The following is a 25644-nucleotide window of genomic DNA, read 5'->3' on the forward strand; positions in this document are numbered from 1 at the left end:
ACCCATGAGCCTGCGGGCACGCATCAACTCCCCCGAGGAGAACGGCCACCGGGGCGAGGACGCGCACCTGGTCGCCTCCTACCGGGCCAAGCTCCTGGAGGAGATCGACCTCGCGGAGATGTCCTCGCTGGCCGCGGCCGAGCGCCGGGCCCGCCTGGAACGCGTCCTCGGGCACATCATCAGCCGCGAGGGCCCGGTGCTGTCGACGGTCGAACGCTCCCAGCTGATACGCCGGGTGGTCGACGAGGCACTCGGCCTCGGCATCCTCGAACCCCTCCTCGAAGACGCGTCGATCACCGAGATCATGGTCAACGGCCCCGACGCGATCTTCGTCGAACGCGGCGGCCGCGTCGAGCAGCTGCCACTCCGGTTCGCCTCCCACGACCAGCTGATGCAGACGATCGAGCGGATCGTGTCGACGGTCAACCGGCGCGTGGACGAGTCCAACCCGATGGTCGACGCCCGGCTGCCGTCCGGCGAGCGCGTCAACGTCATCATCCCGCCGCTGTCGCTCACCGGCGCCACGCTCACCATCCGCCGCTTCCCGCGCTCCTTCACCCTCCAGGAGATGGTGGGCTTCGGCTCCCTCGACGAGCACATCCTGTTCCTGCTCGCGGGCCTGGTCCGGGCCAAGTTCAACGTCATCGTCTCCGGCGCCACCGGCACCGGAAAGACGACCCTGCTCAACGCCCTCTCCGGCCTGATTCCGGAGGGCGAGCGCATCATCACCATCGAGGACTCCGCCGAACTCCAGCTCCAGCAGTCGCACGTGATCCGCCTGGAGTCCCGCCCGCCGAACGTCGAGGGCAAGGGCCAGATCACCATCCGCGACCTGGTCCGCAACTCCCTGCGCATGCGCCCCGACCGCATCGTCGTCGGCGAGGTCCGCGGCGGCGAGTCCCTCGACATGCTCCAGGCCATGTCGACCGGTCACGACGGCTCCCTCGCCACCGTCCACGCCAACAGCGCCGAGGACGCCCTGATGCGTCTGCAGACCCTGGCGTCCATGTCCGACGTCGAGGTCCCCTTCGTCGCCCTGCACGACCAGATCAACAGCGCCGTCGACGTCATCATCCAGCTCACCCGCTTCGCCGACGGCGCCCGCCGCGTCACCGAGGTCGCCCTGCTCGACAGCCACGGCGGGGAGCCCTACCGGCTGGCCACCGTGGCCCGCTTCAACGCCCAGCCCATGGCCCCCGACGGCCGGATATACGGCGCCTTCGAGCACTACCCCCTCACCCGCCGCAGCGCGGACCGCCTCTACATGGCGAACCAGGCCGTCCCCCAGGCCTTCGGCGTCGCCCAGACCGCAGACCAGCTAGCCACCCGAGAAGCCAGGTAGGTGCCGCCCCCCATGGATCTGCAAGACCTCGTCGCCCTCACCACCGGCATCACGCTGCTGACCTGCGTCCTGGCCGTCATGGGCCTGCACGCGTACGCCACGGGACGCGCCGAGCGCGCCGCGCTCGTCGAACGGCTCTCGCACACCGGCCAGATACCGGTCACCGGCCGCGCCCGCCGCTTCCGCACCCTCGACCGCCGGCTGCGGCGCACCGGGCTCGGCCGGAAACTGGAGCTGAAGCTCGCCGCGACCGGCCTCGACATCACCCCGGGCGAGTTCTTCGTCTACATGCTCGCCGCGGTCGCCGCGCTGTGGCTCATCGGCCAGGCCTCCCTCGCCCCCTTCTTCGGCCCGCTCGCCGGCCTGCTCGGCGTCTGGGCGGCCTGGCAGTTCCTCAACTGGCAACGGCAGAAACGCATCGAGAAGTTCATCAACCAACTCCCCGAACTGGCACGCATCCTGGCGAACGCCACGCAGGCGGGGCTCGCGCTGCGCACGGCGATCAGCATGGCGGCCGAGGAGCTGGAGGCACCGGCCGGCGAGGAGCTGGAGAAGGTCGCCAACCAGCTGGCGATCGGCCAGTCCCTCGACGAGGCGCTGGGGGACCTCGCCGACCGGCTGCCCTCCCGCGAACTGGTCGTCCTCGTCACGACCCTGGTGCTGTCCAACCGGGCGGGCGGACAGGTCGTCGGAGCGCTGCGCAACCTCACCGAGACGCTGGAGGAGCGCAAGGAGACCCGGCGCGAGATCCGCACCCAGCTCTCCCAGGTCAATATGACGGCGTACGCCGTACCCGTGATGGGCATCGGCTCCCTGTTCCTCATGAACGGGGTCAAGGACGGCGCCCTGGACCGCATGACCGGCTCGCCCGTCGGCCAGGCGTGCGTGATCATCGCCTTCGCCATGTACGCCGTCGGGTTCGTGCTCATCCGGCGCATGTCGCGGATCGACGTCTGAGACAAGGGGGGTATGTGACATGGCACTGCTGCTCGCGCTCGTGATGGGCCTCGGCGTCTGGGGCGTCTTCGCCGGCATCCGCATGTACCGGGCGGAGGCGAAACTCCCCGGCGACCTGCTCCTCGCCCTGGAGGTCGGCGCCACCCGCACCGGCGCGGTCGACTCCCTCATCGACCGCCTCGGCATGCGCTACGCCCCCGCGGTCCTGCGCTTGATGGGCCCCGGGCTGGTCGCCAAGTACCGCCGCAAGATCGACCTCGCGGGCAACCCCGGCGGCCTGACCATCGACCGGTACGCGGCCCGGCGCGCGGTGTACGGCTTCCTCGGCGCCGTCGGCTTCCTGGTGTTCCTGCTGCGTGGCCAGTACCTCGTCGCGCTGCTGCTGCTCGCGTTCGGCGCGTTCTGGACCGAGGTCGGCATCTGGGTGGCGATCCGCCACCGCAAGGACGTCATCGAGCGCACCCTCCCGGACTTCCTGGACGTGCTGGCCGTCGTGGTGAGCGCGGGCCTCGGCTTCCGGCAGGCCCTGGACCGGGTGGCCATCCGCTACGAGGGCCCCTGGGCCGACGAACTGCGCATCACCCTGCGCCAGATGGACCTCGGCATGAGCCGCCGCCAGGCCTTCGCGGAACTGCGGCGCAGGAACGACTCCGAGCAGGTCGCCATGTTCGTGACGGCGTTGCAGCAGGGCGAGGAACTGGGCGCCCCGATCGTGGAGACCCTCGTCTCGCTGGCCAAGCACATGCGCCGCACGGACGCCCAGAACGCCCGCCGCAAGGCAGCGCGGGCCGTCCCGCGGGCCACGCTGATGATCACCACCTTCATGGTCCCGGCGACACTGCTCCTGCTCGGCGCGGGACTGCTGCTCGGCTCCGGCACCGACTTCGGCACGCTCACGGGCAAGTAGGCAGGGGAGGGCGATGAGCATGGCGACGACGAAGGAACGCGGCGGGCCGCTGACATGGCGCCGCCCGAGAACAGCGCGGATCACCACGCCGCCGACGGACGCGGTTCTGACGGACCACGCGCGTACCGGAGCGCCCGACGTCCCGGTGACCCCGGAACCCCCCGCTCTCCCCATCCAGGTCAACGCCCTGCAGGCCATGTGCCGTCAGGTCTTCGCCTTCCGCCTGGCGATGATCGCCCTGGCCGCCCCGGCGGCCCTCGTCAACGCCGCCCCCGGCATGCCCGTCCGCCTGGTCGGCGCCGCCGTCGTGGTCACCTTCATGGGCTCCTACGTCCTCTACCGGGACTGGGAGCGCTTCGGCCCCCTGCTCCTGCGCCACCCCACCCTGCTGGCGGTCGACACCCTCCTCGGCTCCCTGCTGCTGATCTCGGCGGGCCCGGACACCACACTCGCGTACGTCAGCGTCTGCACCCCGCTGCTGGCGGGGATCGTCTACAGCTGGCGGGGAGCGGCGTGCTTCGCGTCCCTGCAGTCCCTCATCCTCCTGCTGGTCTACGCGACCCGGCACGACCTGCACGCCGCCCTCGCCGAGTCCCTGCTCCTGCCCGGCCTGTGCGTCATCGCCGGCGCGGTCGGCTCGTCGCTGCGGGGCCTGATGCTCCGCTTCGGGACGGCCACCCAGGCCCTGACCAAGGTCCAGGCCCGTCTCGCCGTCACCGAGGCGGTCAGCGCCGAACGCGCCCGCCTGGCACGGGAGATGCACGACTCGGTGGCCAAGACCCTGCACGGCGTGGCCCTCGCCGCGGACGGCCTCGCGGCCTCGGCGGGCCGGGACGGCACCGATCCGGCCCGGCTGAGGCAACAGGCGGAACTGGTCGCCCGCTCCGCACGCCGCGCCGCCGCCGAGACCCGCGAACTCCTCACCGACCTGCGGCGGGTGAACGACCCCGACCACGGCACCGACGTATTGGCCGAACTCGCCTCCCGTACCCGGGACTTCGCCGCCCGCACCGGCCTGTCCGCCGCCTGCCGCCCGACCGGCGACGACACCGTGCCCCCGGTCCCGCCCGCCGTCGCCCGCCAACTCCTCACCATCGCCGACGAGGCCATGGAGAACGCCCACCGCCACGCGGCCCCGTCCCGGATCGACGTGAGCGGCGGCGTGCACGAGGGCCTGCTGTGCATCAGCGTGTACGACGACGGCGGCGGCCTGCCTCCCGGCACCACACTCGAACAGCTGCGCCGCGCGGGCCACTTCGGCCTGGTCGGCATGGCGGAGCGAGCGGCGTCGGTGGGCGCCCGGATCAGTGTCGGCCGGGGAGACCACGCGCAGGGCACCGAGGTCCGCCTGGAGCTGCCGCTCACGGCCCTGACCGCACAGACCGCATGAGCGTCACACCGTTCCCCCACGCCGACGAGAGGAGGCCGTCGATGCCGGACCTTCCCGACCTGCCCGCGGCCCAGCCGCCCCCGCCCCTGAGGGTGGTGGTCGCCGACGACAACCTGGTCGTCCGCGCGGGCCTGACCGCCCTGCTCTCCGGGCGCGAGGACATCACGGTCGCCGCCGAGGCGGCCGACGGCCGCGAGGCCTACGAGGCGGCCCGCCGCCACCGCCCCGACGTCGTCCTCCTGGACGTCCGCATGCCCGGCATGGACGGCCTGTCCGTGCTGCCCTACCTGGTGCCGATCGCACCGGTGCTGATGCTCACGTACAGCAGTGAGTCGGAGATCGTCCAGGAGGCCCTGCGCCGTGGGGCGGCCGGCTACCTGGTCCACGGCGAGTTCACGGCCGACCGGTTGGTCGCGGCGATACGGGACGTCAGGGAGGGACGAGCGCACTTCACGGCGACGGCGGCCGACGTACTGCGAAGTGCGATTGCACATTCCCCTTCCCCTGCAACTGTCAAGTCTCCACTAGTTTCTTCACAAGCACTTTCGCAAGTGCAACCAGATGTGGGACAGTCGGGGTCACGGTCCCGGCTGAGTACGAGGGAGGCGGAGATCATGGACCTCATCGCGTCCGGTATGAACAACCAGCAGATCGCCGCCACTTGTTTCATCAGCGAGAAGACCGTCAAGAACCACATCAACCGCATCTTCGCCAAACTCCACAGCACCAACCGCTCCGAGGCCACGGCCACGTGGCTCGGCACGCGAGAGACGGGGTGAGGCGCCATGCGGGATCACGGGCGGGTTTGGGCCCGGGATTGGGTCCTGGGACCCTCGGGACGGCGAGGGACGGCATCGTACGGTTCCGGGATCGGAAGCGAACCCGGAGGGGAGCACCATGAGCAGCTGGATCAACACCACCGTCGCGTACCTGCAGGCTCGCACCGCCCGCAACGACAAGGGCCAGACGGCCGTGGAGTACCTGGGCATCATCGCGGTGGTCGTGGCGATCGTGCTGGCGATCACGGGTACGGACATCGGCAACGCGATTTACACGGCGATCGTGGACAAGATCACCGAGGTTACCGGCGGTTGATGTGGCTCCGTAGGTACGGCGGCGCGACCGATACCGGGCAGGCCTTCCCCATCTACATCACGGTGGTGGCGGGTCTGCTCCTTCTTGCGTTCGCCTACGTTGCGGTCGGCCAGGCCGCGGTGAATCGGAACGGTGCCCAAACGGCGGCCGATGCGGCAGCGCTCGCGGCGGCCCAGCACACGAGGGACGAACTCGCGGGCCAGTGGGTGACGGACGTACTCGATCCGACCAAGTGGCAGGACCTCTTCGACGGCAACCTGCCGGACGAACAGGCATGTGCGCGCGCCGCGCAACTCGCCGAGCAGAACGACGCGGTATTGAGCGGTGCGATGTGTCAGCGACCGGAACTCCTCACCTACACCGTCGAGGTCAGGACCAACAAGCCCGTCGGGGACTCCATCGTCCCCGGTGTTGCGGACAAGCGCTCCAGGGCATCCGCGACCGCCGTCATCGACCCGCTGTGCTCGTTCGTTCCTCCGGCCGCTGACGCCGGAGGCGACACGCTGCCGCAGCTCACCTGCAAGGACAAGGACTGGAAGCTGGATCCGAAGGACCTCACCGATCTGCCGGAGCCCAAGGACCTGTTCGACGTCCACCTGGCCGAGTGACAAGCGAACGACGAGACAAGGGAAACGCAGTCATGAGCATTCGGTTCACCACGAAGGCCCGCAGGGGGATGGTCGCGTTGACCGTCGCGGCCGGACTGGCCCTCGGTGTGGCCGGCTGCGGCAGTGGTGGCGACGACAACAAGCCCGAAGCGTCGGCGTCCGCCTCCAGGACCGGTGGATCCGGCCCGAGTGCTCAGCAGGGCGAGTCCGAGCAGCCGTTGGCGGAGCTGAAGGGCTCGGACGGACTGCTCCTCCAGATCACCTCCGCTCAGCGCGACTCCGGTGGCTTCGTCACGGTGAGCGGCAACCTGAAGAACGACGGCGCCCAGCGCGTCACGGTGCCCGCCGCCGTCAGAGGCAACGAGACGGAGATCATCCGCAACGGCATGTCGCTCGGCGGGGCCACCCTGGTCGACAGCAAGGGGAAGAAGCGGTACTACGTGCTGCGTGACACAGACGGCCGCCCCCTGACGACGACGGGTTTCGCCTCGCTCAAGGCCGGCGAATCCCTCGCCGTCTTCATGCAGTTCCCCGCCCCACCCGCCGGCACCACCGAGGTGACCTTCCAGCTGCCGACCTTCTCCAGCGCCCCGATCGAGATCTCCGGGTGAGGCCCCAAGTGACCACCCCCCGCCTCCCCCTGCTCCTGACGGCCGCCACTCTCATGGTCGCGACCAACCTCGTCGGAGCCGTGACGGCGCATGCCGACGGGAGTCCCAGCGTGCCGCCGGGCACCGAGCCCTCCGCCTCCGCGCCGGTCGAGGTCGACCCGAACGACCCCGATCTCAAGCTCCCCGAGGGTGCCACCCTCGCCGCCGCCAAGGTTCTGGACATCAAGTCGGTCGTGGAGGACGAGAACGGCGACGAACGCCGCTCGGACACCAACACGTCCGTGACGTTCGCGCTGCAGGCGGAGGTCCTGTTCAGCAAGGACAGCGCCAAGCTGAACGGCGAGGCCAAGTCCCGTATCGCGACGATCGCCGACGAGATCAGGAAGCAGAACGCGACGCACGTCCGCGTCTTCGGCTTCACCGACGACCTCGGCAGCTACGCCCACGGCCTCGTCCTGTCGAGACAGCGCGCGAACGCCGTGCAGGACGTCCTCGCCCAGGAACTCAACGACCCCGGCATCACCTTCGAGGTCCGCGGTTACTCCGAGGACTACCCGATCGCCTCGAACACCACCGAGGAGGGACGGCGCAAGAACCGCCGCGTGGAGGTGTCGTTCCCACGCAGCGAGAGCTGAGGGGCGTCGCGCGTTGAACCGCTCGGCCGGCCACCACGTACCAGTCGGAGACGGTCCGTGGCAGGCCTGTGCACCCAGAGAAGGGTCCGAGCGATTTCAGTTGATGCGAGTCCGCCGGTCGGCAGCCCTGTCGTACCGACGGAAAGGACGAGCGAGGCACCCACCCCCCGGCAGGTGCGGGGCCTGGACGGCCTGCGCGGCCTGGCGGCGCTGTACGTCGTCCTGTTCCACTGCTGGCTGTACACCTTCCCGGGCTACCCCGACAGTTCCGCGCCCGCCTGGCTGGACGGACTGATGTTCGGGCGGGTCGCCGTCGTCTTCTTCCTGGTGCTGTCAGGTTTCTCCCTGGCCATCTCCCCGGCGCGGCACGGCTGGCGCTCGGGCGGCGCCGCCGAGTTCCTGCGCCGGCGCGCCTGGCGCATCCTGCCTCCGTACTGGGCGGCGCTGGTCCTGAGCCTGGCCATCTCCTGGTTCGTGGTGCCGGCCTCGCACTTCGGGCCGCCCACCGCCGCGACGGTCCTGGTCTACGGGCTCGTCGCACAGGACGTGATCACCGCCCCGACACCGAACGGCGCCTTCTGGTCGATCGGGGTGGAGGCCGAGCTGTATCTCCTCTTCCTTCTCTTCCTGTACGTCCGGCGGCGCACGAACGCGACGGTCCTGGTGGCCTGCGTGGCGCTCCCGGTGATCGTCGGCGGCCTGACGGCACCCGGCGCGTCCCCCGTCGAGGGCGACAACTGGCTCGCTCCCCATCTCGCCCCCGTGTTCGTCGCCGGCATGGCCGGTGCGGGAGTCGTCGCCGCCTCCGAAAGGGTGCGGCGCCTGCCGTGGGCCTGGTTCGCCGCCCTGGCCGCCCTGCCCGTCCTGGTACTGGGCGTCGTACAGGGTTCCGTGTGGACGGTGAACCACTACTTCTGGGTGGACCTGGCCATCGCCCCCGCCATGACGATGCTGCTCGCGGCGGTGGCCACCGGCAGGCCCGCCGTCCTGGTGCGGCTGCTGACCACGCGGCCCGTCGAGGGCCTGGGCGGCTTCTCCTACAGCCTCTACCTCATCCATCTGCCGATCGTCCTGGCGGTGATCCGCCGGGTGGCCCCGCACTTCGTGGCGCCCGGCCTGCCCACGTTCCTCTTCACGCTCGCCGTCGCGCTGCCCGTGTCGGTTGCCGGGGCGTGGCTGTTCTCGAAGGTCTTCGAGATCCCGTTCAAGCGGTACAGGTCGTGGAAGTCCCTGACGGCGGCGCTCGGCGCACGTCCCCGGGGCTAGGCCCGCACTTCGACCCGCTCCCCGACCCGCACTCCCCACTTCTCCATCGCTCCGGCCTCGGCCTCCAGGACATGCCGTGAGCGGAGCCGGGGCAGCCCGAGCCTGCCGGGCCGCATGGTGCGCACGGCGACGACCCTGAGGCCGCGGTCGAGGTAGGCGACGTCGATCGGGAAGCCCATACGGAAGGTGTGCACGCTGTTGGCGGGGGAGAGCAGGATCGCGCCGTCGACGCCGTCCCGGCCCAGCAACCCCCTGGTGCGCGACCGGTAGGAGGCGGCGATCTCCAGGGGCACGGACACGGCTGCCGCCCCGTCCTCCGGACGCACCACGAGTTCGCCCCGCCCGTCACGCCATCGCCGCGCCATACTCAGGACCTCCCGGCGGTGCCGCCCACCGCGCGAACCGAAGGTATCCGCCCCGCGCACGGGAAAGAAGGGGACCATGGGAAAGATCGTCCTGATGATGTCCGTCTCCCTCGACGGTTACATGGAGGGCCCGGACCACGACATCAGCTGGAGCCGGGTCGACGAGGAACTCGCCCAGCACTTCAACGACACGGTCAGGGGCCTGGGCGCCCTGATCGAGGGCCGCCGGGTCTACGAGCTCATGGCCGCCTACTGGCCCACCGCCGACTCCGACCCGGACGCCTCCCCGACCACCGTCGAGTTCGCCGGGATCTGGCGGGACATCCCCAAGGTCGTGTACTCGCGGACCCTGGAGAAGGCCGACTGGAACGCCACCCTGCGCCGGGAGGTCGTGCCCGAGGAGGTCCGGGCGCTCAAGGAACGCACGCAGGGCGACCTGTGGGTCGGCGGGGCCGAACTCGGCGCCGAGTTCCTGCGCCTCGGGCTCGTCGACGAGTACCGGGTGTACGTCCATCCCGCCCTCGTCGGCCGGGGCAGGCGGCTCTTCCCGGAGGGCGACATCGCCGCCTCGCTCAGGCTCGTCGAGAGCCATGTCTTCGGCAACGGCGTCGTACTGCTGCGGTACGCGCCGGACGGCGACAACGGCGAGGAGTAAAGCAGTTGTCCGGTTCCTGCCCGCCGGGTAGGAAGAGGGGCATGACTGCACTCGGCGCCGTGTTCCGACCCCAACTCCCGCCCGAGCGACTGCGTGCCGTCGCCGAACTCGCCGACGACAGCGGGCTCGAGGAACTGTGGCTGTGGGAGGACTGCTTCAGGGAGGGCGGCATCTCCACGGCCGCCGCCGCCCTCGCCTGGACCGAGCGGCTGAAGGTCGGGGTCGGTCTCCTGCCGGTGCCGCTGCGCAACGTCGCCGTCACCGCCATGGAGACCGCGGCGCTGCACCGCATGTTCCCCGGCCGTCCGATCGTCGCCGTCGGACACGGAGTGCAGGACTGGATGGGGCAGGTCGGGGCGCGGGCCGAGTCGCCGGTCACCCTGCTGCGGGAGCACCTCCTCGCCCTGCGCGCCCTGCTCCGCGGGGAACGGCTGACCACGAACGGACGCTACGTCCGTCTCGACGACGTCGCCCTCGACTGGCCGCCCGCCACCCCCGCCCCCGTCCTGGCCGGCGCCACCGGTCCGCGCTCACTGCGGCTGGCCGGGGAGGCCGCCGACGGCACCGTCCTGACAGCGTCGACCAACGCCGACGGCGTACGTGCGGCCCGCCGGCTCGTCGACGAGGGCCGGGAGTCGGCCGGACGCACCGCCGAACCCCACGAGACCGTCGTCTACCTCCTCACCGCCACCGGCCCCGACGCCGCCTCCCGGCTGCGCGCCGAGCTCACCGCCGAGGGCCTGGAGTCCGTCCCCGACATCGGCGTCGCCGGGGACGCCGACACCGTCGCGAAGGCCGTCCGGCGGCTCGCCGAGGCCGGCGCCGACCGGGTGATCCTCCAGCCGACGGGCGACGAGCCCGACCCGGAGGGGTTCGTGCGGTTCGCGGCACAGGAGGTCGCACTCCTCGTCCGCTGAAGCCGGCGACAGCGGCCCCGGCAGCCGCGGGGCACGGAAATTCGCGAGCGCCCGTCGCCGCACCCCTGTCAGGATCACCTCATGGCCCCCCACGACACCCCCCGTTCCTTCGAAGCCCTCGTCGCCGAGGGTGCCGCCGTCCCCACCGACGGCTGGGACTTCTCCTGGTTCGACGGAAGGGCCACGGAGGAACGGCCCTCGTGGGGATACGCCGCCTCGCTGGCCGGCCGCCTCGCCCGCGCCACCGCCGCGCTGGACATCCAGACCGGGGGAGGAGAGGTACTCGACTTCGCCCTGGGCCGGGCCGGCACGAGCGCGCCGGTGCTCAGCGCCGCCACCGAGGGCTGGCCGCCGAACGTCGCCAAGGCCACCGAACTGCTCCGGCCTCGCGGCACCGTGGTCGTCGCCGCGCACGAGGACGCGCCGCTCCCCTTCGCGGACGGCGCCTTCGACCTGGTCAGCAGCCGGCACCCGGTGACCCCGCACTGGACGGAGATCGCCCGCGTCCTGCGGCCCGGCGGCACGTACTTCGCCCAGCACGTCGGCCCTCGCAGCGTCTTCGAACTCGTCGAGTACTTCCTCGGTCCGCTCCCGGCGGAGCAGAGCTCCGGCCGGGACCCCGACTGCGAACGCGCGGACGCCGAGGCCGCCGGTCTGGAGGTCGTCGACCTGCGCGCCGAGCGCCTGCGGATCGAGTTCCACGACATCGCGGCCGTCGTCCACTTCCTCCGCAAGGTGGTGTGGATGGTCCCCGGTTTCACGGTCGAGGCCTACGAGGACCGCCTGCGGTCCCTGCACGAGGAGATCGAGAGCAAGGGCCCCTTCGTCGCCCACAGCACCCGCCACCTCTTCGACATCCGCAAGCCGCACGCGTAGACGCCCGCGGACGCCCGCTTCGGCGCGGATTGGCCAGGAAGCGCCGCTGCAGACGGCGAGCGGCGGGACGGGATGAGGACAGCTCCTGTCCGCCGCCGTCGGTGGTTCACCCGGCCGGGCCCGTCCGGCCCACGCACCCCGGTTTCCACATTGTTATGCCCGCGAGTCCCATCCCGCCCCAAGCGTCACGTAGGTTCGGACCAATGTAATTCGCGTGAGCAAAGCTGCGCGGGCGGCACCGCGCAGCGGAGGGGGCTGCGCGGTGCCTTTTTGCATGTCCATGGCCCGCACCGTCGTCAAGCCGGGGTTCGCGGCCCGCGTCACCCGCCCGGGCGACCCCCGACCACATTCCGCCGAACGGCCGCACAGGCCCGCCGAACCTCCCGAATCCTGCCGCGTCCTACGCGAATCCCCTGTACATCAGCTGTCTTTCGGCCATGGGGCACCCTGAAAAGGGCTCTCGGCGACCACCCGGGCGTCGCCGTTCGATTCCGGAGAGTAGTTGTGGCACGCCGATGCACGCAGCATCACTTACGAAGGGTTATGGTGGAAACCCCCCCTCGGGCCGGTCCGTCTCCCCCCCACGGACCGGCCCGTTTTTGTGTTCCCCCGCCACCCTTGGGAGAGTGGCGGTGCGGCGGGGGTAGGCTTTCGCCGCCGGGGACCGCCATTTGGACAGGGAGCGCCCGCCGCACGCCTGGGCCGCGCCGTCCGATCGCATCTGAGGGGCTGACAATCACGTGAACCTGCGCGACAAGCTGCGCGGCCTGCTGGTCAGGCTGTACGCGCGCCGGGTGGAAGGCCACCTGGACCACGCTCAGGTGCCCAAGCACATCGGCGTCATCATGGACGGCAACCGGCGCTGGGCGAAGGCCTCGGGCTCCACCACCGTGCACGGCCACCGCGCCGGTGCCGAGAAGATCGAGGAATTCCTCGGCTGGTGCAGCGAGACGGACGTCGAGGTCGTCACCCTGTGGCTGCTGTCGACGGACAACTTCGACCGCCCTCAGGAGGAACTCGGCCCGCTCCTCGGCATCATCGAGGACGTCGTCCGCACCCTGGCCGCCGACGGCCGCTGGCGGGTGCACCACGTGGGCACCCCCGACCTGCTGCCGTCGAACATGCAGACGACGCTCAAGGAGGCCGAGGAGACCACCGCCCACGTCGACGGGATACTCGTCAACGTGGCCATCGGCTACGGCGGCCGCCAGGAGATCGCGGACGCCGTGCGCTCGATGCTCCTCGACGCCCACGAGAAGGGCACCTCCATGGAGGACCTCGCGGAGGCCGTCGACATCGACATGATCGGCCGCCACCTCTACACCGGCGCCCAGCCAGACCCCGACCTCGTCATCCGCACCAGCGGCGAGCAGCGGCTGTCCGGCTTCATGCTGTGGCAGACCGCGCACTCCGAGTACTACTTCTGCGAAGTCTTCTGGCCGGCCTTCCGCAAGGTCGACTTCCTGCGGGCCCTGCGCGACTACGCGGCGCGACACCGGCGCTACGGAGGCTGACCGCCCTACCCACATTGGGGCGCGTGTAACAAGGAGTTCACCGGGGCGCCGTGGTGAGTGTCGGCATGGTGACGCGTGTTCGAGGGCATAAGCCAGTCAGGTCGATGCCCGAACCACGGGTGTCGGATCTCAGCGGACGGCACGGGGCCGTCCGCCCGGGAGGCCCTTTGCACCAGCCCGACCGTGCGGTTCCAGCACGGAAGACAAGGCGGAGGGCCGGTCCTCGGCCCGTGCATCGCGGCCGTCGACCGGTCCAGCTCCACTCCGTCGCTCCCCGACCTCATCCGAGGGGGTACGTCCTTCCGTGGTGACCAGCACAAAGCGCCACAAGCCAGACCGGCGCACCTATGTTCTCGACACCAGCGTCCTGCTGGCCGACCCGAACGCCCTGACCCGCTTCGAGGAGCACGAGGTCGTGCTCCCCATCGTGGTGGTCACGGAGCTGGAGGCGAAGCGGCACCATCCCGAACTCGGCTACTTCGCCCGGCAGGCCCTGCGCCTGCTCGACGACTACCGGGTGAAGCATGGCCGCCTCGACGCCCCCATCCCGATCGGGGAATTCGGCGGGACCGTTCGTGTCGAGCTCAACCACTCGGACCCCAGCGTTCTGCCGACCGGCTACCGCCTGGGGGACAACGACTCCCGTATCCTCGCGGTCGCCCGCAATCTGCAGGCCGAGGGGTTCGACGTCACCGTCGTGTCGAAGGACCTGCCGCTCAGGATCAAGGCCTCCTCCGTCGGTCTCCTCGCCGAGGAATACCGCGCCGAGCTCGCCATCACGGACTCCTCCGGCTGGACCGGAATGTCCGAACTGACCCTGCCGGCCGAACAGGTGGACATCCTCTTCGAGGAAGGGCACGTCTACGTCCCCGAGATGTCCGACGTGCCCGTGCACACCGGTCTGACCATCCACTCCGAGCGCGGCAAGGCACTCGGCAGGGTCACGGCCGAGGGCAACGTCCGGCTGGTGCGCGGCGACCGGGAGGCGTTCGGCATCAAGGGACGCAGCGCCGAGCAGCGGATCGCACTCGACCTGCTCCTCGACCCGGACGTCGGGATCGTGTCCATGGGCGGCCGGGCCGGCACCGGCAAGTCGGCGCTCGCGCTGTGCGCCGGCCTCGAAGCGGTCCTGGAGCGCCGCCAGCACCAGAAGGTGATGGTCTTCCGTCCGCTGTACGCGGTGGGCGGGCAGGAACTCGGCTATCTGCCGGGCTCCGAGGCCGAGAAGATGAGCCCCTGGGCGCAGGCGGTCTTCGACACCCTCTCCGCGGTCACCAGCCGCGAGGTCATCGAGGAGGTCACCTCCCGCGGGATGCTGGAGGTTCTGCCGCTCACCCACATCCGCGGACGCTCGCTGCACGACGCGTTCGTCATCGTGGACGAGGCACAGTCGCTGGAACGGAACGTCCTGCTGACCGTTCTGTCCCGAATCGGCGCCAATTCGCGGGTGGTTCTCACCCATGACGTGGCGCAGCGGGACAATCTGCGTGTCGGGCGCTACGACGGTGTCGTCGCTGTCGTGGAGAAGCTGAAGGGTCATCCGCTCTTCGCGCACGTGACCCTGACGAGGTCCGAGCGGTCCCAGATCGCGGCACTTGTGACCGAAATGCTGGAAGACGGCCAAATCTGACCGATTCCGCACCAGTTGGCGCCGTCCCGTAAAGGCCGAGAGCCTAGCGGGGCGGCGCCTTCGCGTTGTGCTGTTCCGTGAAATCCCCCGGGGCAAACGGCATGTGAGCTTTCACACGCAACTCGGAATTGCCACCCGGCGTCCGCGTACGGCAGAGTCTCATTCCTGTCAGGCCCCGCATGCGACACACCTGTACCCCCAGCGGTACGGCACCACAGAAGCACCACAGCCAACTCCATAGCGTCGTCGTATGCCGCCCGAGCACCACCGGCGCTCCCCGAGCGGGAGTTGCCCACCGGGCCCGTGTCTCCCGTGACCCCGTAGTTGGGAGGCCAGCGCCAGGGGCACGATTGCGTCCGCCAGGGTCACCGAAGCGGGCGATGCTGGAAGGAAACCGTGTGAGCCGGATTTCGGTCCGGGGATTCGCAGTGGCCTCGGCCACCGCGGTCACCGCCGTCGGAAGCGTCGTCGGAGTTGCCTCGGGCAGCGTCGCGCAGAACAACGACGCCGAGCCGACGGCCGCCGACACCACGCTGCTCGCGGACATACCCACGGGTCAGCAGGCCCAGGTGCAGACCGCTTCCCTGACGCAGCAGGCCGACGCGCAGGCCATCCAGGCCGACGCGAGCGCCAAGAAGGACGCCGAGGCGGCCGCCCGCAAGGCCGCCGCCGACACCGCCATCGCCAAGAAGGCGGCGGCGGAGAAGGCCGCCAAGGAAGCCAAGGAGCGCGCCGAGGCCAAGCAGACCGCCAGCCGCAGCAGCGCCGACTTCCCGGTCCAGAGCTCGTACACGGTCGCCGAGATCCAGGCGATGGCCCGGCAGATGGTCCCGGGCAACCAGTTCCAGTGCTTCAGCTACATCGTGGACCACGAGTCCAGCTGGAACTACCACGCGGTCAACGCCTCCTCCGGCGCCTACGGTCTCTTCCAGGCACTGCCCGCCTCGAAGTACTCCACGGCCGGCTCCGATTGGCAGACCAACCCGGCCACCCAGATCAAGTGGGGCCTGAACTACATGAACAGCCGCTACGGCAGCCCGTGCGAGGCCCAGTCCTTCTGGGTCGCCAACCACTGGTACTGAGCCGGCGAGGCTCACCGCCTCACCTCTCAACCCCGCGCAGCCCCTCCCCGTCCTAGGGGGAGGGGCTTTCGCACTGTACGGTCGGACCCGAACGACTCCAGGGGGGAGTAGTGGCATCACCCGGGGACTCGGGGGAAGAGGACGGATCATGTCGCGAGTACCAGGGTGGCTCGGCCGGCTCGGCGCAGGGCTGACGGAGGTCGGCGAGCTGTTGGACGAACGCCGCGCCGAGGTGGAGCGGGAGGAGTCCGAGATCGGGCCGCCGTCCCGTCGGCGTCCGGTGCGCGCGGCTCAGGAGCCCGTGGCGGACGAGGTGCCCCAGGCCGTCGTCGTCCCGGTGCGCCCCGACCCCGCCCAGGCCGTGCCCTGGGGCGTGCGTGTCGCCGCCGAGGCCGGCTGGCGGCTGCTGGTGCTCGCGGGCACCGTCTGGGTGCTGATGCGGGTCATCAGCGCCGTACAGCTCGTCGTCTTCGCGTTCGTCGTGTCCCTGCTCATCACCGCGCTGCTGCAGCCCACCGTGGCCCGCCTGAAGAGCTACGGCGTCCCGCGCGGCCCCGCCACCGCCCTCACCGCGATCCTCGGCTTCATCGTCATAGGGCTCCTGGGCTGGTTCGTGACCTGGCAGGTCATGGAGAACATCGACACGCTCTCCGACCAGATCCAGAACGGCATCGACGATCTGCGCAACTGGCTGCTGAAGAGCCCCTTCCACGTCACCGAGAAGCAGATCAACCAGATCGCCAAGAATCTCAGGGACGCGGTCGGCGCCAACACCGACCAGATCACCTCGGCGGGCCTGGAGGGCGTCCAGGTCGTCGTCGAGGCCCTCACCGGCATCCTGCTGACGTTCTTCTCCACCCTCTTCCTGCTCTACGACGGCCGGCGCATCTGGGAGTGGTTCCTGAAGCTGGTCCCCGCGGCGGCCCGCCCGGGCGTCGCCGGCGCGGGCCCGCGGGCCTGGCGCACCCTGACCGCCTACGTCCGCGGCACGGTCCTCGTCGCCCTCATCGACGCCGTCTTCATCGGCCTCGGCATCTACTTCCTCGACGTCCCCATGGCGGTCCCGCTGGCCGTCTTCATCTTCCTGTTCTCCTTCATCCCCCTGGTCGGCGCGGTGGCCTCCGGCGCGCTGGCGGTGGTCGTCGCACTGGTCACCCAGGGCGTCTTCACCGCGGTGATGACCCTGGTCGTGGTCCTCGCCGTGCAGCAGATCGAGGGGCACATCCTGCAGCCCTTCATCCTCGGCCGCGCGGTACGCGTCCACCCCCTCGCGGTGGTCCTGACGGTCGCCGCGGGCGGCATGGTGGCGGGCATCGGCGGCGCCGTGGTGGCCGTACCGCTGGTGGCGGTGACGAACACGGTGGTCGGCTACCTGCGGGCCTATTCCGCGGGCGAGACCGACGAGACGGACGGGACCGGAGGGACGGAGCCGGAAGACGCCGACGCGCCCGAAGCCCGTCCGGCGATCGAGGACGAGACCGTCCAGGCCGAAGCCGGGTCCGGGGGCGCAGCCCCCGGCGACGCCCACGACAAGGCCGGAGCCTGACCGCCGACCCGCTCCGAATCCCCTTCGCGTTCGATCAAATGAACGCCGAACAAAGCCAATTGCGCGGACCCTCGGTCCAACTTCCGCCATTGAGCGACAGGTCGGAAATCTCCGTCCGGAATATGCGCTCCGGCTGATAAATCTTCCCCCCTCAGCGCTACGCGTCAGGCGTATGTGCGAGACGGCTGCGGCGGGCGAGGAGCGTGATGTCGGGCTACGACCTGCTGGCGCGGTCCCTGGCCGCCTGTGGGCGCGAGGGGCTGACCGGCGAGCTGAGGGTGTCCGGGGTGCCCGGCGGGACCTTCCATCTGCGCAACGGACTCGTCGTCGCCGTGGAGACACCCGGCGCGCCCGGACCAGAGGCCCTGCTGCTGCGCTCCGGACGGGTGAGCGGTGAGCAGTGGGCGGCGCTGGTCCGCGAGGCCGGCGGCGCGCGCTGGCCGGTGACCGGGCTGATCGCGCACGGCTACACGGGCGCCGCCCAGCTGCGGGTGGTGTGCGCGATGGCGCTGCAGGACGCGGTGTTCGCGGTCATCGCCGGACGGATCGACGGCTGCGAGAGCGGCCCCGCCGGACTGGAACCGCCCGCCCCGGTACCGGTCGGTGAGTCCTCCGTGCGGCTGCTGGAGGAGGCGAGCCGCAAGCTCGCCGCCCTGGCCACCCTGCCGTACCCCGTCCACCCGGACCGGGAACGGCCGCTGCCCGTGGCGGGGTACGAGGGCCCGCTCACCGAACTGCGGCGGGACGTCCTCGCCCACGCCGACGGCCGCCGCACCGCCCGCGACCTCGCCTTCCGCACCGCCCGCGGCGTCTACACCGTCACCGTCGAACTCGCCCGGATGCTCGCCGAGGGACTGCTGACCTGCCCCCCGACGCCCGCTCCCATCCCGGTCCGCACCCCTGCCGAGGGCGTACGGCACCGCGTACCGCCGCCTCCCACTCCGCCCCCACCCGAACCGCCCGGCCCGGCGGACCTGCCGCGCCGCAGGCCGGGCGGCTTCTTCCGGCTTCGCAACGGCACCACGAGATGAACAAAGACCAGAGAAATCACGGGAGTTGAGTACATGGATCACGAAGCCCTGGCGCTCGAGATGCGCGGTCTACGGGAGCAGGTGACCGGCATCACCGACACCGCGGTCGCCGCGGCCGACGGCCTGCTCATCGCGGCCGACACCGCCGACTCGATCGACCCGGAAGGTCTGGCCGCGCTCGCCGCGGCAGGCCTGGGCCTGGCCCGCCGTACCGCCCAGGCGACCGCCCGCGGCGCCCTGCGCCAGACCGTGACGTACGGAAGCCACGGCTGCGCGGCCTTCTACGCGGTGGGTGACACGGCTCTCATGATCGTCCTCGGTGACGAGGGCATGGACGTCGACCGGCTGCACCTGGCGACCCAGCCCGCCCTGGACCGGATCGGTTCGATCCTCATGAGCAGGACAGCAGAAGGAGTCTGAAAGGATGGCGACGAAGCGTATGAACGCCGGTTTCTCGGACCAGGTGATGAGCCTGGTCAAATCCCTGCGCACCGAGGCCCCCGACTGTGTCGCGTCGGGTGTCGTCGACATGGCCACCGGCATGCTGCTGGCGTACGAGACGGTCGACAATCACCCTCCGGAGGTCCTGGACCTGCTGGCGGGCGCGACGCTCGACCTGTTCCAGGGCCGAACCGTCCTGATGATCGAGGACCTGTGGAAGGAACGCCGGGGGCAGAGCGGCGACGAGACCCACTTCTTCCAGGAGGTCCTCGTCAACAGCGACAACGTCACCCACCTGTTCGTGCGGATGAGTCAGCAGCAGGACGTCGTGGCGGTCGTCGTGTGCCGCAAGTCCGTCAACGTCGGCATGCTGTTCGCGCAGGTACGGCGGGTGGTGGGGCAGCACAGCCTGTGAACGGGCCGGGCCCCTCCCCGGCGCGGGGGAGGGGCCTTGCGGGGCACGCGTACTACTCGGTGCGCAGACCGTCCGGGCGCATCAGCCGCAGCAGTGGCGGCAGGCTGAGCACGGTCACGGCGATGACCACCGCGGCGCCGATGCCCGTCATGGACAGCACGCTCGCCCAGTCCACCCGCACGGTCTCGCCGGTCATCCGCAGCAGCACCGCGCCCAGCGTCAGCCCGACGGCCGACGCCAGCAGCAGACCGAGCGCGATCGGGATCGCCGTCTGCCACAGCACCGACAGGCTCAGCGTGCGCCGCCGGGTGCCGAAGGCGACCAGCGACGACAGCAGCTTCTTGCGCTCCCGCAGTTGCTCCAGCTGGGAGACCAGCAGACTCGCCCCGATCAGCACCAGGACGCAGGTGGCCCCGACGAACAGGCCGGTGCGGATGGAGCGGAACTGCAGGTTCACCCTGCCCGACGTCAGCGCGTACACGTCCGCCAGCGGGTCCATGGCCGCGGCGGAGTTGCGCGCGTACTCACGGGCGTCGGAGACCGACGGGTCCAGCGAGACGTACACCTTCCGCACGAAGCCGGCCGTGGTGGCCGAGGGGAGCGCCTTGGGCGTGATGAGCAAACCGCCGCGCTCGTAGCCGGTCGGGTCCTTCCGCGGCCCCGCGGTCTTCAGACCGGCGGGCACCTTCCAGGCGACCGTGTGGCTCGTCGACCCGCTGTAGGCCGGGTCGAAGTAGAGGGTCCTGCCCGCCTTGAGCAGCTTCGGCGACGTGGAGTCGTAGTGGGCGCCGACGACCCGGAAGATGTCGCCGTCCCGGCACGAGGCCAGCCGCGCCACCTGGCCGAGTTCCGCGCAGGAGCCGACGGCCACCTCCACCGAGTCGTCCGGATCCTTCGGGACGTTGCCGGCCGCGCCCAGCGACAGGGCCGTCGCGCGGCGCACCCCCTCGGTCTTCGCCAGCCGCCGGCCGGCCTCGGACAGCGGGACGTCACCGTGCAGGGACATCTCCATCTGGGCCCGGTTCAGGTCGGCACGGGTGGACTTGACGTAGTCGTGCTCGACGCCGGCGAACAGCATCTGCAGCGCGATCGCGCCGGCCACCGCGACGGCGATGCCGTTGACCATGCGGGCCGCCGAGCCGCTGCTCAACTGCAGGCGGCGCACGGCCAGTTGCCAGGACACGGCGCCCGGGTCCAGCCGGGCCACCACGGCCTCGACGAGCCACGGCAGCAGCGCGGTGACGCCGACCAGCAGCAGCACGGTGCCGCTGATCACCATCCACTCGTTGAAGTTCCCGTTTGAGTTGCCCTTGCCCATCATCGGGTAGAGCAGCGCCAGACCGCCCAGCGGCAGCAGCAGCCGCCACCACAGCCGGCGGCGCGGCGGCTTCGCCGTACGGACCACGCCGAGCGGTTCGATGACCACCCCGCGCAGCGCGAACAGCGTCACCAGGACGGCGGCGGCCGGAACGGCGACGGCGACCAGCGCGACGAGCGCGGGCGCGGGGTTGAGGTCGCTGGGGAAGACACTGATGTCCCGCACCACCAGCAGGGCCGCGAGCTGCCGCCCCACCAGGAAGAAGACGGTGCCCAGGACGAGCCCCAGCAGGGCCCCGGCGAGGGCCTCGCCGCCCGCGATCCGGCGGGCCATCCGGCCGTCCGCGCCGACCAGCCGCAGGGCCGCGAGCCGCCGGTCGCGGCGCTCACCGCCGAAGCGCACGGCCGCCGCGATGAACACGCCCACCGGCAGCAGCAGCACCACGAAGATGATCATGATGAGCAGGAGCAGCACCGGGTCCAGTTCGTCCTGCTGGTGTCCCTGGGACGGGCCGAAGTAGTCGATGCGCTCGACGTACCCGCCGGCCAGGTGGTCCTCCAGGCCGGTGGCGCCCGCGTAGTAGGCGAGTTCGGCGGGCCCGATCAGCCCGGCGTGCCCGATCGTGCCGCTGATCCGGTACGGCAGGCGTTCGCGCAGCAGCTTGCCCGAGCCGGACTCCAGCAGCTTGCGCAGCGCGGGCGAGACCACCATCTCGCCCTTCGCGGGGAACTTCCCCACGCCGGGCGGCAGCGGTGCCTTCGCGCCGTCGGGCTGCAGCAGCCGGCCGCGGATGTCGTCGCTGCGGAAGGTGGTGTCCGTCTTGGCGACGATCAGCGTGTCGTCTGCCTTCGGCAGCACCTTGCCGCTGTACGTGAAGTCGTCCCGGTCGCTGCCGCGCCGGTCACGCGCGGACAACGCACTGGGAATGGCGGTCGTCAGCAGCAGCAGGGCCACGCCGAGCCCCACGCCGACCGCCGTCAGCAGGGCCCGTACCCAGCCCTCGCGGCCGCCGGCGAAGGCGAACCGCACCCCCATGGCCAAGTCCTTGGCCCACCCCCGCAAGGTCATACGACGCGCTCCATGTCCCGGGACTTGCCGTCCCGTACGACGATCTCGCGGTCCGAGTACGCGGCCACCCGCGCCTCGTGCGTGACCAGCACCACGGCCGCGTTGGTGGACCGCGCGGCGTCCGTGAGCAGTTCCATCACGCGCTCGCCGTTGAGCGAGTCGAGCGCGCCCGTGGGCTCGTCGGCGAACAGCACCCGCGGGTCGGTCACCAGCGCCCGCGCCACCGCGACGCGCTGGCCCTGACCGCCCGAGACCTCGCCGGGCCGCTTCTTGCCGAGGTCGTCGACCTCAAGCCGCTCCATCCAGGTGAGCGCGGCCCGCTCGGCCTCCTTGCGGGAGGTGCCGTTGAGCCGCAGCGGCAGCGCGACGTTCTCGACGCAGGTCAGCTCAGGCACCAGCTGGCCGAACTGGAAGACGAACCCGAACTCCGAGCGCCGCAGGGCGCTGCGCTCGGCGTCACTCATGGTCGCCATCTCGCGCCCGTTGTAGAGGATCGACCCCGAGTCGGGCGGCACGATCCCGGCGAGGCAGTGCAGCAGCGTCGACTTGCCGGACCCGGAGGGGCCCATGACGGCGACGACCTCGCCCGGGTGGATGGAGAACTCGGCGCCGTCGAGGGCCACGGTCGGGCCGTACGCCTTGTGCAGGTCGTCCGCGACCAGCAGGGAACCGTCGGGAGTCACTTGGTCACCGCCTCGGCGAGTTTGTCGAGGCGCGCGGCGGTGAGCTCCAGCCAGCGCAGGTCGGCCTCGAGGTGGAACAGGGCGTGGTCGCAGATGAGCTGGTCGGCGAGGTCGCCCCTGCGCTTGCGGTCGGTGAGGATCCGCATCATGCGCAGGTGCTCGGCGCGCTGGGTGTCGAGGATGTCGGCGGCGTCGCGGTGCGTGAGCAGCGCGAGGACGACCTTGGTGTAGAGCGTCGACTGCAGATACGGCTCCGGCGCCTCCGGCGTCGCGAGCCACCGCTCCACGTCGGTGACCCCGGCGTCGGTGATGGCGTAGCGCTTGCGCTCGGGGCCGCCGCCCGGCTCGATGCCGTCGACCTCGACGAGGCCGTTCTTCAGCAGCCGGGACATCGTCGAGTAGACCTGGCCGTAGTGCAGCGGCCGGTCGTGACCGAACTTCTCGTCGAAGGCCCGCTTGAGGTCGTAACCGTGGCGGGGCCCGGACTCCAGGAGTCCCAGAAGGGTGTGACCGATGGACATGCCAAGGACTGTACACGGGGTGTATACGCCTTGTGTATACGCGCTGTGTGTAGATCATGGCGCGCTGTGCGGCCGCCCTGGTGGCGGTCGATTGTCATGGTTCTGCAACAAGGGCCCCAGGTGTCGAGGTGGTATCGCTTCGCCTGGTCGGGCAACCCCGGGCGGCCCGTATCCGTCGGTTCCGTTGGGGTGGGTGCTGATTGTCACGTCCGCAAAAGGCGGGAACGACGGACCTTTGGCACATCTCCCAGTGTTAGCTTTCTGAGCTGACCTGTGCGGCGAACCTGTGTGACACATGAGCACACATGAACGAAGCGGAGCGGAACGGACTCATGGGACGAGCGGAAGAGAGAAGAGCGCGACAGCGCGGTGGCCGCCGCGCGGCGCCCCCCACGCGCTCGTCCGGCACGGCGGCGCCCACCCGCCCGGCCGGCCCGGCGTCGGTCGGCACGGTCGAGGGCGGTCCGGTCGAGGGCGGCCGCGCCGCAGCTCGGCGCGCCGCCAAGGGCAAAGCGGGCCGTGCCGCCGCGGGCGCGGGCAAGGGCAAGGACGGCAAGAGCTTCATACGCCGGCTCTTCACCTGGAAGAAGATCGTCGGCGGCTTCCTCGGCGTGTGCCTGCTCGGCATGGGCGCCTTCGTCGTGCTGTACATGATGATCGACATTCCCAAGGGCAATGCCGACGCGACGCTGCAAAGCAACGTCTACAAGTACAGCGACGGCTCGCTCCTCACCCGCGACGGCAAGCGCAACCGCGAGATCGTGCCGCTGTCCAAGGTGCCCAAGAGCGTCCAGAAGACCTTCGTCGCCGCCGAGAACAAGACGTTCTACAAGGACAACGGCATCGACCTCAAGGGCACCGCCCGCGGTCTGCTGAACACCCTGTCCGGCAAGGGCGCGCAGGGCGGTTCGACCATCACCCAGCAGTACGTCAAGAACTACTACCTCACCCAGAACCAGACCGTCTCGCGCAAGCTGAAGGAACTGGTCATCTCGCTGAAGCTGGACCGGGAGAAGTCCAAGGACTACATCCTCGCCGGCTACATCAACACCAGCTACTACGGCCGCGGCGCCTACGGCATCCAGGCCGCCGCGCAGGCCTACTACCGCGTCGACGCCGAGAAGCTCTCGGTCCGGCAGGGCGCCTACCTCGCCGCCCTGCTCCAGGCGCCGAACCAGTACGACTGGGCGATCGCCTCCGACACCGGCCGGCGCCTGGTGCAGGCCCGCTGGAACTACGTCCTCGACAACATGGTCGGACAGGGCTGGCTGGACAAGGCCGAGCGCGACAAGATGACGTTCCCGAAGCCGAAGGCGCCCAAGGCCGCGCCCGGCATGGACGGCCAGGTCGGCTACCTGGTGAACGCCGCCAACAACCAGCTCGCCAAGCAGCTGGTCGCGCAGGGCAGCGCCGACAACGTCAACGACGCCCTGAATCTCGTGGACGCGGGCGGCTGGACGATCACGCTCAACATCGACAAGAAGAAGCAGACCGCGCTGGAGAAGGCCGCCAAGTCTCAGCTGACCAGCAAGCTCGATCCGAAGAAGCGCTCGGTGGACGCCGACGTCCAGGCCGGCGCGGTGTCGGTCAACCCCAAGACGGGCGCGGTCGTCGCGATGTACGGCGGCAAGAGCTACTACCAGCACTACCGCAACAACGCGACCCGCGTGGACTACCAGCCAGCGTCGACGTTCAAGCCGGTCATCCTCGCGGCCGCCTTCGACGAGGCCGCTCAGACCCAGACCGGCAAGCCGATCACCGCCAACACGATGTACGACGGCACCAGCAAGCGCCCGGTCGTGGACAAGGGCGTCAAGGTCGGTTTCGCCCCGCAGAACGAGGACGACCACGACTACGGGCCCATCACCGTCCAGACGGCGATGAACTACTCCGTCAACTCCGTCTTCGCGCAGATGGGCGTCGACGTGGGCATGGACAAGGTGCTCAAGGTGGCGAGCCGGCTGGGCATGGACACCGCCGACCTCAAGGCCGTGCCCGCGCAGACCCTCGGCACGATGGGCGCCAGCCCGCTGCAGATGGCCGGCGTCTACGCGACCCTCGACAACCACGGCAAGAAGGTCACCCCGTCCATCATCAAGTCGGTCGAGAACAGCAGGCGCACGGTCGACCTGCCGAACCCGATCGGCGGGCAGGTCATCGACCGCAACGCCGCCGACTCCGTCACCTCCGTGCTGACCGGCGTGGTCGACGACGGTACGGCCAAGATCTCGGTCCGGGACAACGCCAACCGCGACGGGCGCAAGGTCGCCGGCAAGACCGGCACCTCCGACGAGAACCGCTCTGCCTGGTTCAGCGGGTACACGCCCGACCTGGTCACCTCGGTGGGCCTGTTCGGCGAGTCCAAGAAGAACGGGGCCCAGGTCTCGATGTACAAGGCGGGCGGCTACCCGCGCGTCAACGGCGGTGGGTTCCCGGCGCAGATCTGGGCGGCCTACATGTTCGGTGTCTCCCAGACGGGCCTGAAGTTCGACCTGGAGACCGACCAGGGCGCGGCGGTCCAGCCGACGTACACGCCGACGGTCTCGCAGACGCCGACCCAGACCCCGTCGCAGACGCCGTCGAGCCAGGCGCCGACGTCCCAGTCGCCGTCACAGACACCCACGCAGACGCCGACCCAGACCCCGACGCAGACACCCACCCAGACCCCGACGCAGACACCGACGGGGACGCCGACCAACGGGAACATCGACAATCCGCTGAATCCCAACGGCCGGCCGTAGCAGCGCGAAGGGAGGGCCGCCCGGTATGCA

General features: G+C 70.4%; 25 protein-coding genes. 21 read left to right on the forward strand and 4 right to left on the reverse strand.

All coding sequences use genetic code 11. From position 1 onward, the window contains the following. Positions 1–4 precede the first annotated feature (4 nt). From FBY22_RS02150 to FBY22_RS02195, 10 genes are all read left to right on the forward strand, one after another. The gene (locus FBY22_RS02150; RefSeq protein ID WP_142142192.1) at positions 5–1342 is read left to right on the forward strand and encodes a CpaF family protein; all 1338 of its coding nucleotides are present in this window, start codon (positions 5–7) and stop codon (positions 1340–1342) included. A 12-nt stretch (positions 1343–1354) separates the two neighbouring features. Then, positions 1355–2299: a type II secretion system F family protein gene (locus FBY22_RS02155; protein ID WP_142142193.1), complete on the forward strand. Its 945-nt coding sequence runs from the start codon at positions 1355–1357 to the stop codon at positions 2297–2299. Positions 2300–2318: 19 nt separating this feature from the next. Further along, positions 2319–3206 carry a DUF5936 domain-containing protein gene (locus FBY22_RS02160; RefSeq protein WP_142142194.1) on the forward strand — a complete coding sequence of 296 codons (888 nt, stop codon included), beginning with the start codon at positions 2319–2321 and terminating at the stop codon, positions 3204–3206. A 19-nt stretch (positions 3207–3225) separates the two neighbouring features. Beyond that, positions 3226–4596, forward strand: coding sequence for a sensor histidine kinase (locus tag FBY22_RS02165; protein ID WP_142142195.1), 1371 nt, complete (start codon positions 3226–3228; stop codon positions 4594–4596). A 41-nt stretch (positions 4597–4637) separates the two neighbouring features. Further along, positions 4638–5375: a response regulator transcription factor gene (locus FBY22_RS02170; RefSeq protein ID WP_142142196.1), complete on the forward strand. Its 738-nt coding sequence runs from the start codon at positions 4638–4640 to the stop codon at positions 5373–5375. Between the two features lie 118 nt (positions 5376–5493). Then, positions 5494–5691 carry a Flp family type IVb pilin gene (locus FBY22_RS02175; RefSeq protein ID WP_142142197.1) on the forward strand — a complete coding sequence of 66 codons (198 nt, stop codon included), beginning with the start codon at positions 5494–5496 and terminating at the stop codon, positions 5689–5691. Further along, on the forward strand, positions 5691–6299 hold the full coding sequence (locus FBY22_RS02180) for a pilus assembly protein TadG-related protein (RefSeq protein WP_142142198.1): 609 nt from the start codon (positions 5691–5693) through the stop codon (positions 6297–6299). Before FBY22_RS02175 ends, FBY22_RS02180 begins: the two co-directional genes overlap by 1 nt. A gap of 32 nt (positions 6300–6331) precedes the next feature. Then, positions 6332–6910 (forward strand): hypothetical protein, encoded by a 579-nt coding sequence (locus FBY22_RS02185; RefSeq protein ID WP_142142199.1) that lies wholly within the window; start codon positions 6332–6334, stop codon positions 6908–6910. A gap of 53 nt (positions 6911–6963) precedes the next feature. Then, on the forward strand, positions 6964–7545 hold the full coding sequence (locus tag FBY22_RS02190; RefSeq protein WP_142147297.1) for an OmpA family protein: 582 nt from the start codon (positions 6964–6966) through the stop codon (positions 7543–7545). A gap of 174 nt (positions 7546–7719) precedes the next feature. Continuing rightward, positions 7720–8811: an acyltransferase gene (locus tag FBY22_RS02195; RefSeq protein ID WP_142142200.1), complete on the forward strand. Its 1092-nt coding sequence runs from the start codon at positions 7720–7722 to the stop codon at positions 8809–8811. On the opposite strand, the gene FBY22_RS02200 is transcribed toward FBY22_RS02195, so the two are convergent. Continuing rightward, complete coding sequence (locus FBY22_RS02200; RefSeq protein ID WP_142142201.1) at positions 8808–9176, reverse strand: DUF192 domain-containing protein; 369 nt, start codon at positions 9174–9176, stop codon at positions 8808–8810. The genes FBY22_RS02195 and FBY22_RS02200 overlap by 4 nt on opposite strands. Before the next feature lie 76 nt (positions 9177–9252). On the opposite strand from FBY22_RS02200, the gene FBY22_RS02205 reads away from it, so the two are divergent. The 10 genes from FBY22_RS02205 to FBY22_RS02255 all read left to right on the forward strand — a co-directional run bounded on the left by FBY22_RS02205 (position 9253) and on the right by FBY22_RS02255 (position 19283). Beyond that, entirely contained in the window at positions 9253–9831 is a 579-nt protein-coding gene (locus FBY22_RS02205; protein WP_142142202.1) for a dihydrofolate reductase family protein, read from the forward strand. Between the two features lie 41 nt (positions 9832–9872). Continuing rightward, on the forward strand, positions 9873–10748 hold the full coding sequence (locus FBY22_RS02210; RefSeq protein WP_142142203.1) for an LLM class flavin-dependent oxidoreductase: 876 nt from the start codon (positions 9873–9875) through the stop codon (positions 10746–10748). Between the two features lie 81 nt (positions 10749–10829). Next, on the forward strand, positions 10830–11624 hold the full coding sequence (locus tag FBY22_RS02215) for a methyltransferase domain-containing protein (protein WP_142142204.1): 795 nt from the start codon (positions 10830–10832) through the stop codon (positions 11622–11624). Positions 11625–12364: 740 nt separating this feature from the next. Then, positions 12365–13138, forward strand: coding sequence for an isoprenyl transferase (locus tag FBY22_RS02220; RefSeq protein WP_142142205.1), 774 nt, complete (start codon positions 12365–12367; stop codon positions 13136–13138). A 304-nt stretch (positions 13139–13442) separates the two neighbouring features. Then, positions 13443–14768: a PhoH family protein gene (locus tag FBY22_RS02230; RefSeq protein WP_142142207.1), complete on the forward strand. Its 1326-nt coding sequence runs from the start codon at positions 13443–13445 to the stop codon at positions 14766–14768. A gap of 398 nt (positions 14769–15166) precedes the next feature. After that, positions 15167–15850, forward strand: a complete 684-nt coding sequence (locus tag FBY22_RS02235; protein ID WP_142142208.1) for a transglycosylase SLT domain-containing protein — start codon at positions 15167–15169, stop codon at positions 15848–15850. A gap of 148 nt (positions 15851–15998) precedes the next feature. Further along, complete coding sequence (locus FBY22_RS02240) at positions 15999–17396, forward strand: AI-2E family transporter (protein WP_142142209.1); 1398 nt, start codon at positions 15999–16001, stop codon at positions 17394–17396. A 206-nt stretch (positions 17397–17602) separates the two neighbouring features. Then, positions 17603–18427, forward strand: coding sequence for a MarR family transcriptional regulator (locus tag FBY22_RS02245; protein ID WP_142142210.1), 825 nt, complete (start codon positions 17603–17605; stop codon positions 18425–18427). A gap of 33 nt (positions 18428–18460) precedes the next feature. After that, complete coding sequence (locus tag FBY22_RS02250) at positions 18461–18847, forward strand: roadblock/LC7 domain-containing protein (protein ID WP_058923487.1); 387 nt, start codon at positions 18461–18463, stop codon at positions 18845–18847. A gap of 4 nt (positions 18848–18851) precedes the next feature. Continuing rightward, complete coding sequence (locus FBY22_RS02255; protein ID WP_142142211.1) at positions 18852–19283, forward strand: hypothetical protein; 432 nt, start codon at positions 18852–18854, stop codon at positions 19281–19283. Positions 19284–19335: 52 nt separating this feature from the next. Here the strand turns inward: FBY22_RS02255 and FBY22_RS02260 are convergent, their stop codons facing one another. From FBY22_RS02260 to FBY22_RS02270, 3 genes are read right to left on the reverse strand one after another with little or no spacing between them, the layout of a single operon-like run. Next, positions 19336–21669, reverse strand: a complete 2334-nt coding sequence (locus tag FBY22_RS02260) for an ABC transporter permease (RefSeq protein WP_142142212.1) — start codon at positions 21667–21669, stop codon at positions 19336–19338. Further along, positions 21666–22352, reverse strand: coding sequence for an ABC transporter ATP-binding protein (locus FBY22_RS02265; protein WP_142142213.1), 687 nt, complete (start codon positions 22350–22352; stop codon positions 21666–21668). The genes FBY22_RS02260 and FBY22_RS02265 overlap by 4 nt, the downstream gene beginning before the upstream one ends. Next, positions 22349–22873, reverse strand: a complete 525-nt coding sequence (locus tag FBY22_RS02270) for a PadR family transcriptional regulator (RefSeq protein WP_142142214.1) — start codon at positions 22871–22873, stop codon at positions 22349–22351. The genes FBY22_RS02265 and FBY22_RS02270 overlap by 4 nt, the downstream gene beginning before the upstream one ends. A gap of 332 nt (positions 22874–23205) precedes the next feature. On the opposite strand from FBY22_RS02270, the gene FBY22_RS02275 reads away from it, so the two are divergent. Beyond that, the gene (locus FBY22_RS02275; RefSeq protein ID WP_142142215.1) at positions 23206–25614 is read left to right on the forward strand and encodes a transglycosylase domain-containing protein; all 2409 of its coding nucleotides are present in this window, start codon (positions 23206–23208) and stop codon (positions 25612–25614) included. The last annotated feature ends 30 nt before the right edge of the window (positions 25615–25644 follow it).

The organism is Streptomyces sp. SLBN-31 (assembly GCF_006715395.1).
Taxonomy (GTDB): Bacteria; Actinomycetota; Actinomycetes; order Streptomycetales; family Streptomycetaceae; genus Streptomyces.

Coding starts and splice junctions, on each gene's coding strand:
- FBY22_RS02205 (WP_142142202.1), top strand. CDS start 9,253: ATGGGAAAGATCGTCCTGATGATGTCCGTCTCCCTCGACGGTTACATG.
- FBY22_RS02215 (WP_142142204.1), top strand. CDS start 10,830: ATGGCCCCCCACGACACCCCCCGTTCCTTCGAAGCCCTCGTCGCCGAG.
- FBY22_RS02155 (WP_142142193.1), top strand. CDS start 1,355: ATGGATCTGCAAGACCTCGTCGCCCTCACCACCGGCATCACGCTGCTG.
- FBY22_RS02165 (WP_142142195.1), top strand. CDS start 3,226: ATGGCGACGACGAAGGAACGCGGCGGGCCGCTGACATGGCGCCGCCCG.
- FBY22_RS02180 (WP_142142198.1), top strand. CDS start 5,691: ATGTGGCTCCGTAGGTACGGCGGCGCGACCGATACCGGGCAGGCCTTC.
- FBY22_RS02250 (WP_058923487.1), top strand. CDS start 18,461: ATGGATCACGAAGCCCTGGCGCTCGAGATGCGCGGTCTACGGGAGCAG.
- FBY22_RS02275 (WP_142142215.1), top strand. CDS start 23,206: ATGGGACGAGCGGAAGAGAGAAGAGCGCGACAGCGCGGTGGCCGCCGC.
- FBY22_RS02160 (WP_142142194.1), top strand. CDS start 2,319: ATGGCACTGCTGCTCGCGCTCGTGATGGGCCTCGGCGTCTGGGGCGTC.
- FBY22_RS02255 (WP_142142211.1), top strand. CDS start 18,852: ATGGCGACGAAGCGTATGAACGCCGGTTTCTCGGACCAGGTGATGAGC.
- FBY22_RS02185 (WP_142142199.1), top strand. CDS start 6,332: ATGAGCATTCGGTTCACCACGAAGGCCCGCAGGGGGATGGTCGCGTTG.
- FBY22_RS02260 (WP_142142212.1), bottom strand. CDS start 21,669: ATGACCTTGCGGGGGTGGGCCAAGGACTTGGCCATGGGGGTGCGGTTC.
- FBY22_RS02210 (WP_142142203.1), top strand. CDS start 9,873: ATGACTGCACTCGGCGCCGTGTTCCGACCCCAACTCCCGCCCGAGCGA.
- FBY22_RS02240 (WP_142142209.1), top strand. CDS start 15,999: ATGTCGCGAGTACCAGGGTGGCTCGGCCGGCTCGGCGCAGGGCTGACG.
- FBY22_RS02150 (WP_142142192.1), top strand. CDS start 5: ATGAGCCTGCGGGCACGCATCAACTCCCCCGAGGAGAACGGCCACCGG.
- FBY22_RS02175 (WP_142142197.1), top strand. CDS start 5,494: ATGAGCAGCTGGATCAACACCACCGTCGCGTACCTGCAGGCTCGCACC.
- FBY22_RS02200 (WP_142142201.1), bottom strand. CDS start 9,176: ATGGCGCGGCGATGGCGTGACGGGCGGGGCGAACTCGTGGTGCGTCCG.
- FBY22_RS02170 (WP_142142196.1), top strand. CDS start 4,638: ATGCCGGACCTTCCCGACCTGCCCGCGGCCCAGCCGCCCCCGCCCCTG.
- FBY22_RS02190 (WP_142147297.1), top strand. CDS start 6,964: ATGGTCGCGACCAACCTCGTCGGAGCCGTGACGGCGCATGCCGACGGG.
- FBY22_RS02245 (WP_142142210.1), top strand. CDS start 17,603: ATGTCGGGCTACGACCTGCTGGCGCGGTCCCTGGCCGCCTGTGGGCGC.
- FBY22_RS02270 (WP_142142214.1), bottom strand. CDS start 22,873: ATGTCCATCGGTCACACCCTTCTGGGACTCCTGGAGTCCGGGCCCCGC.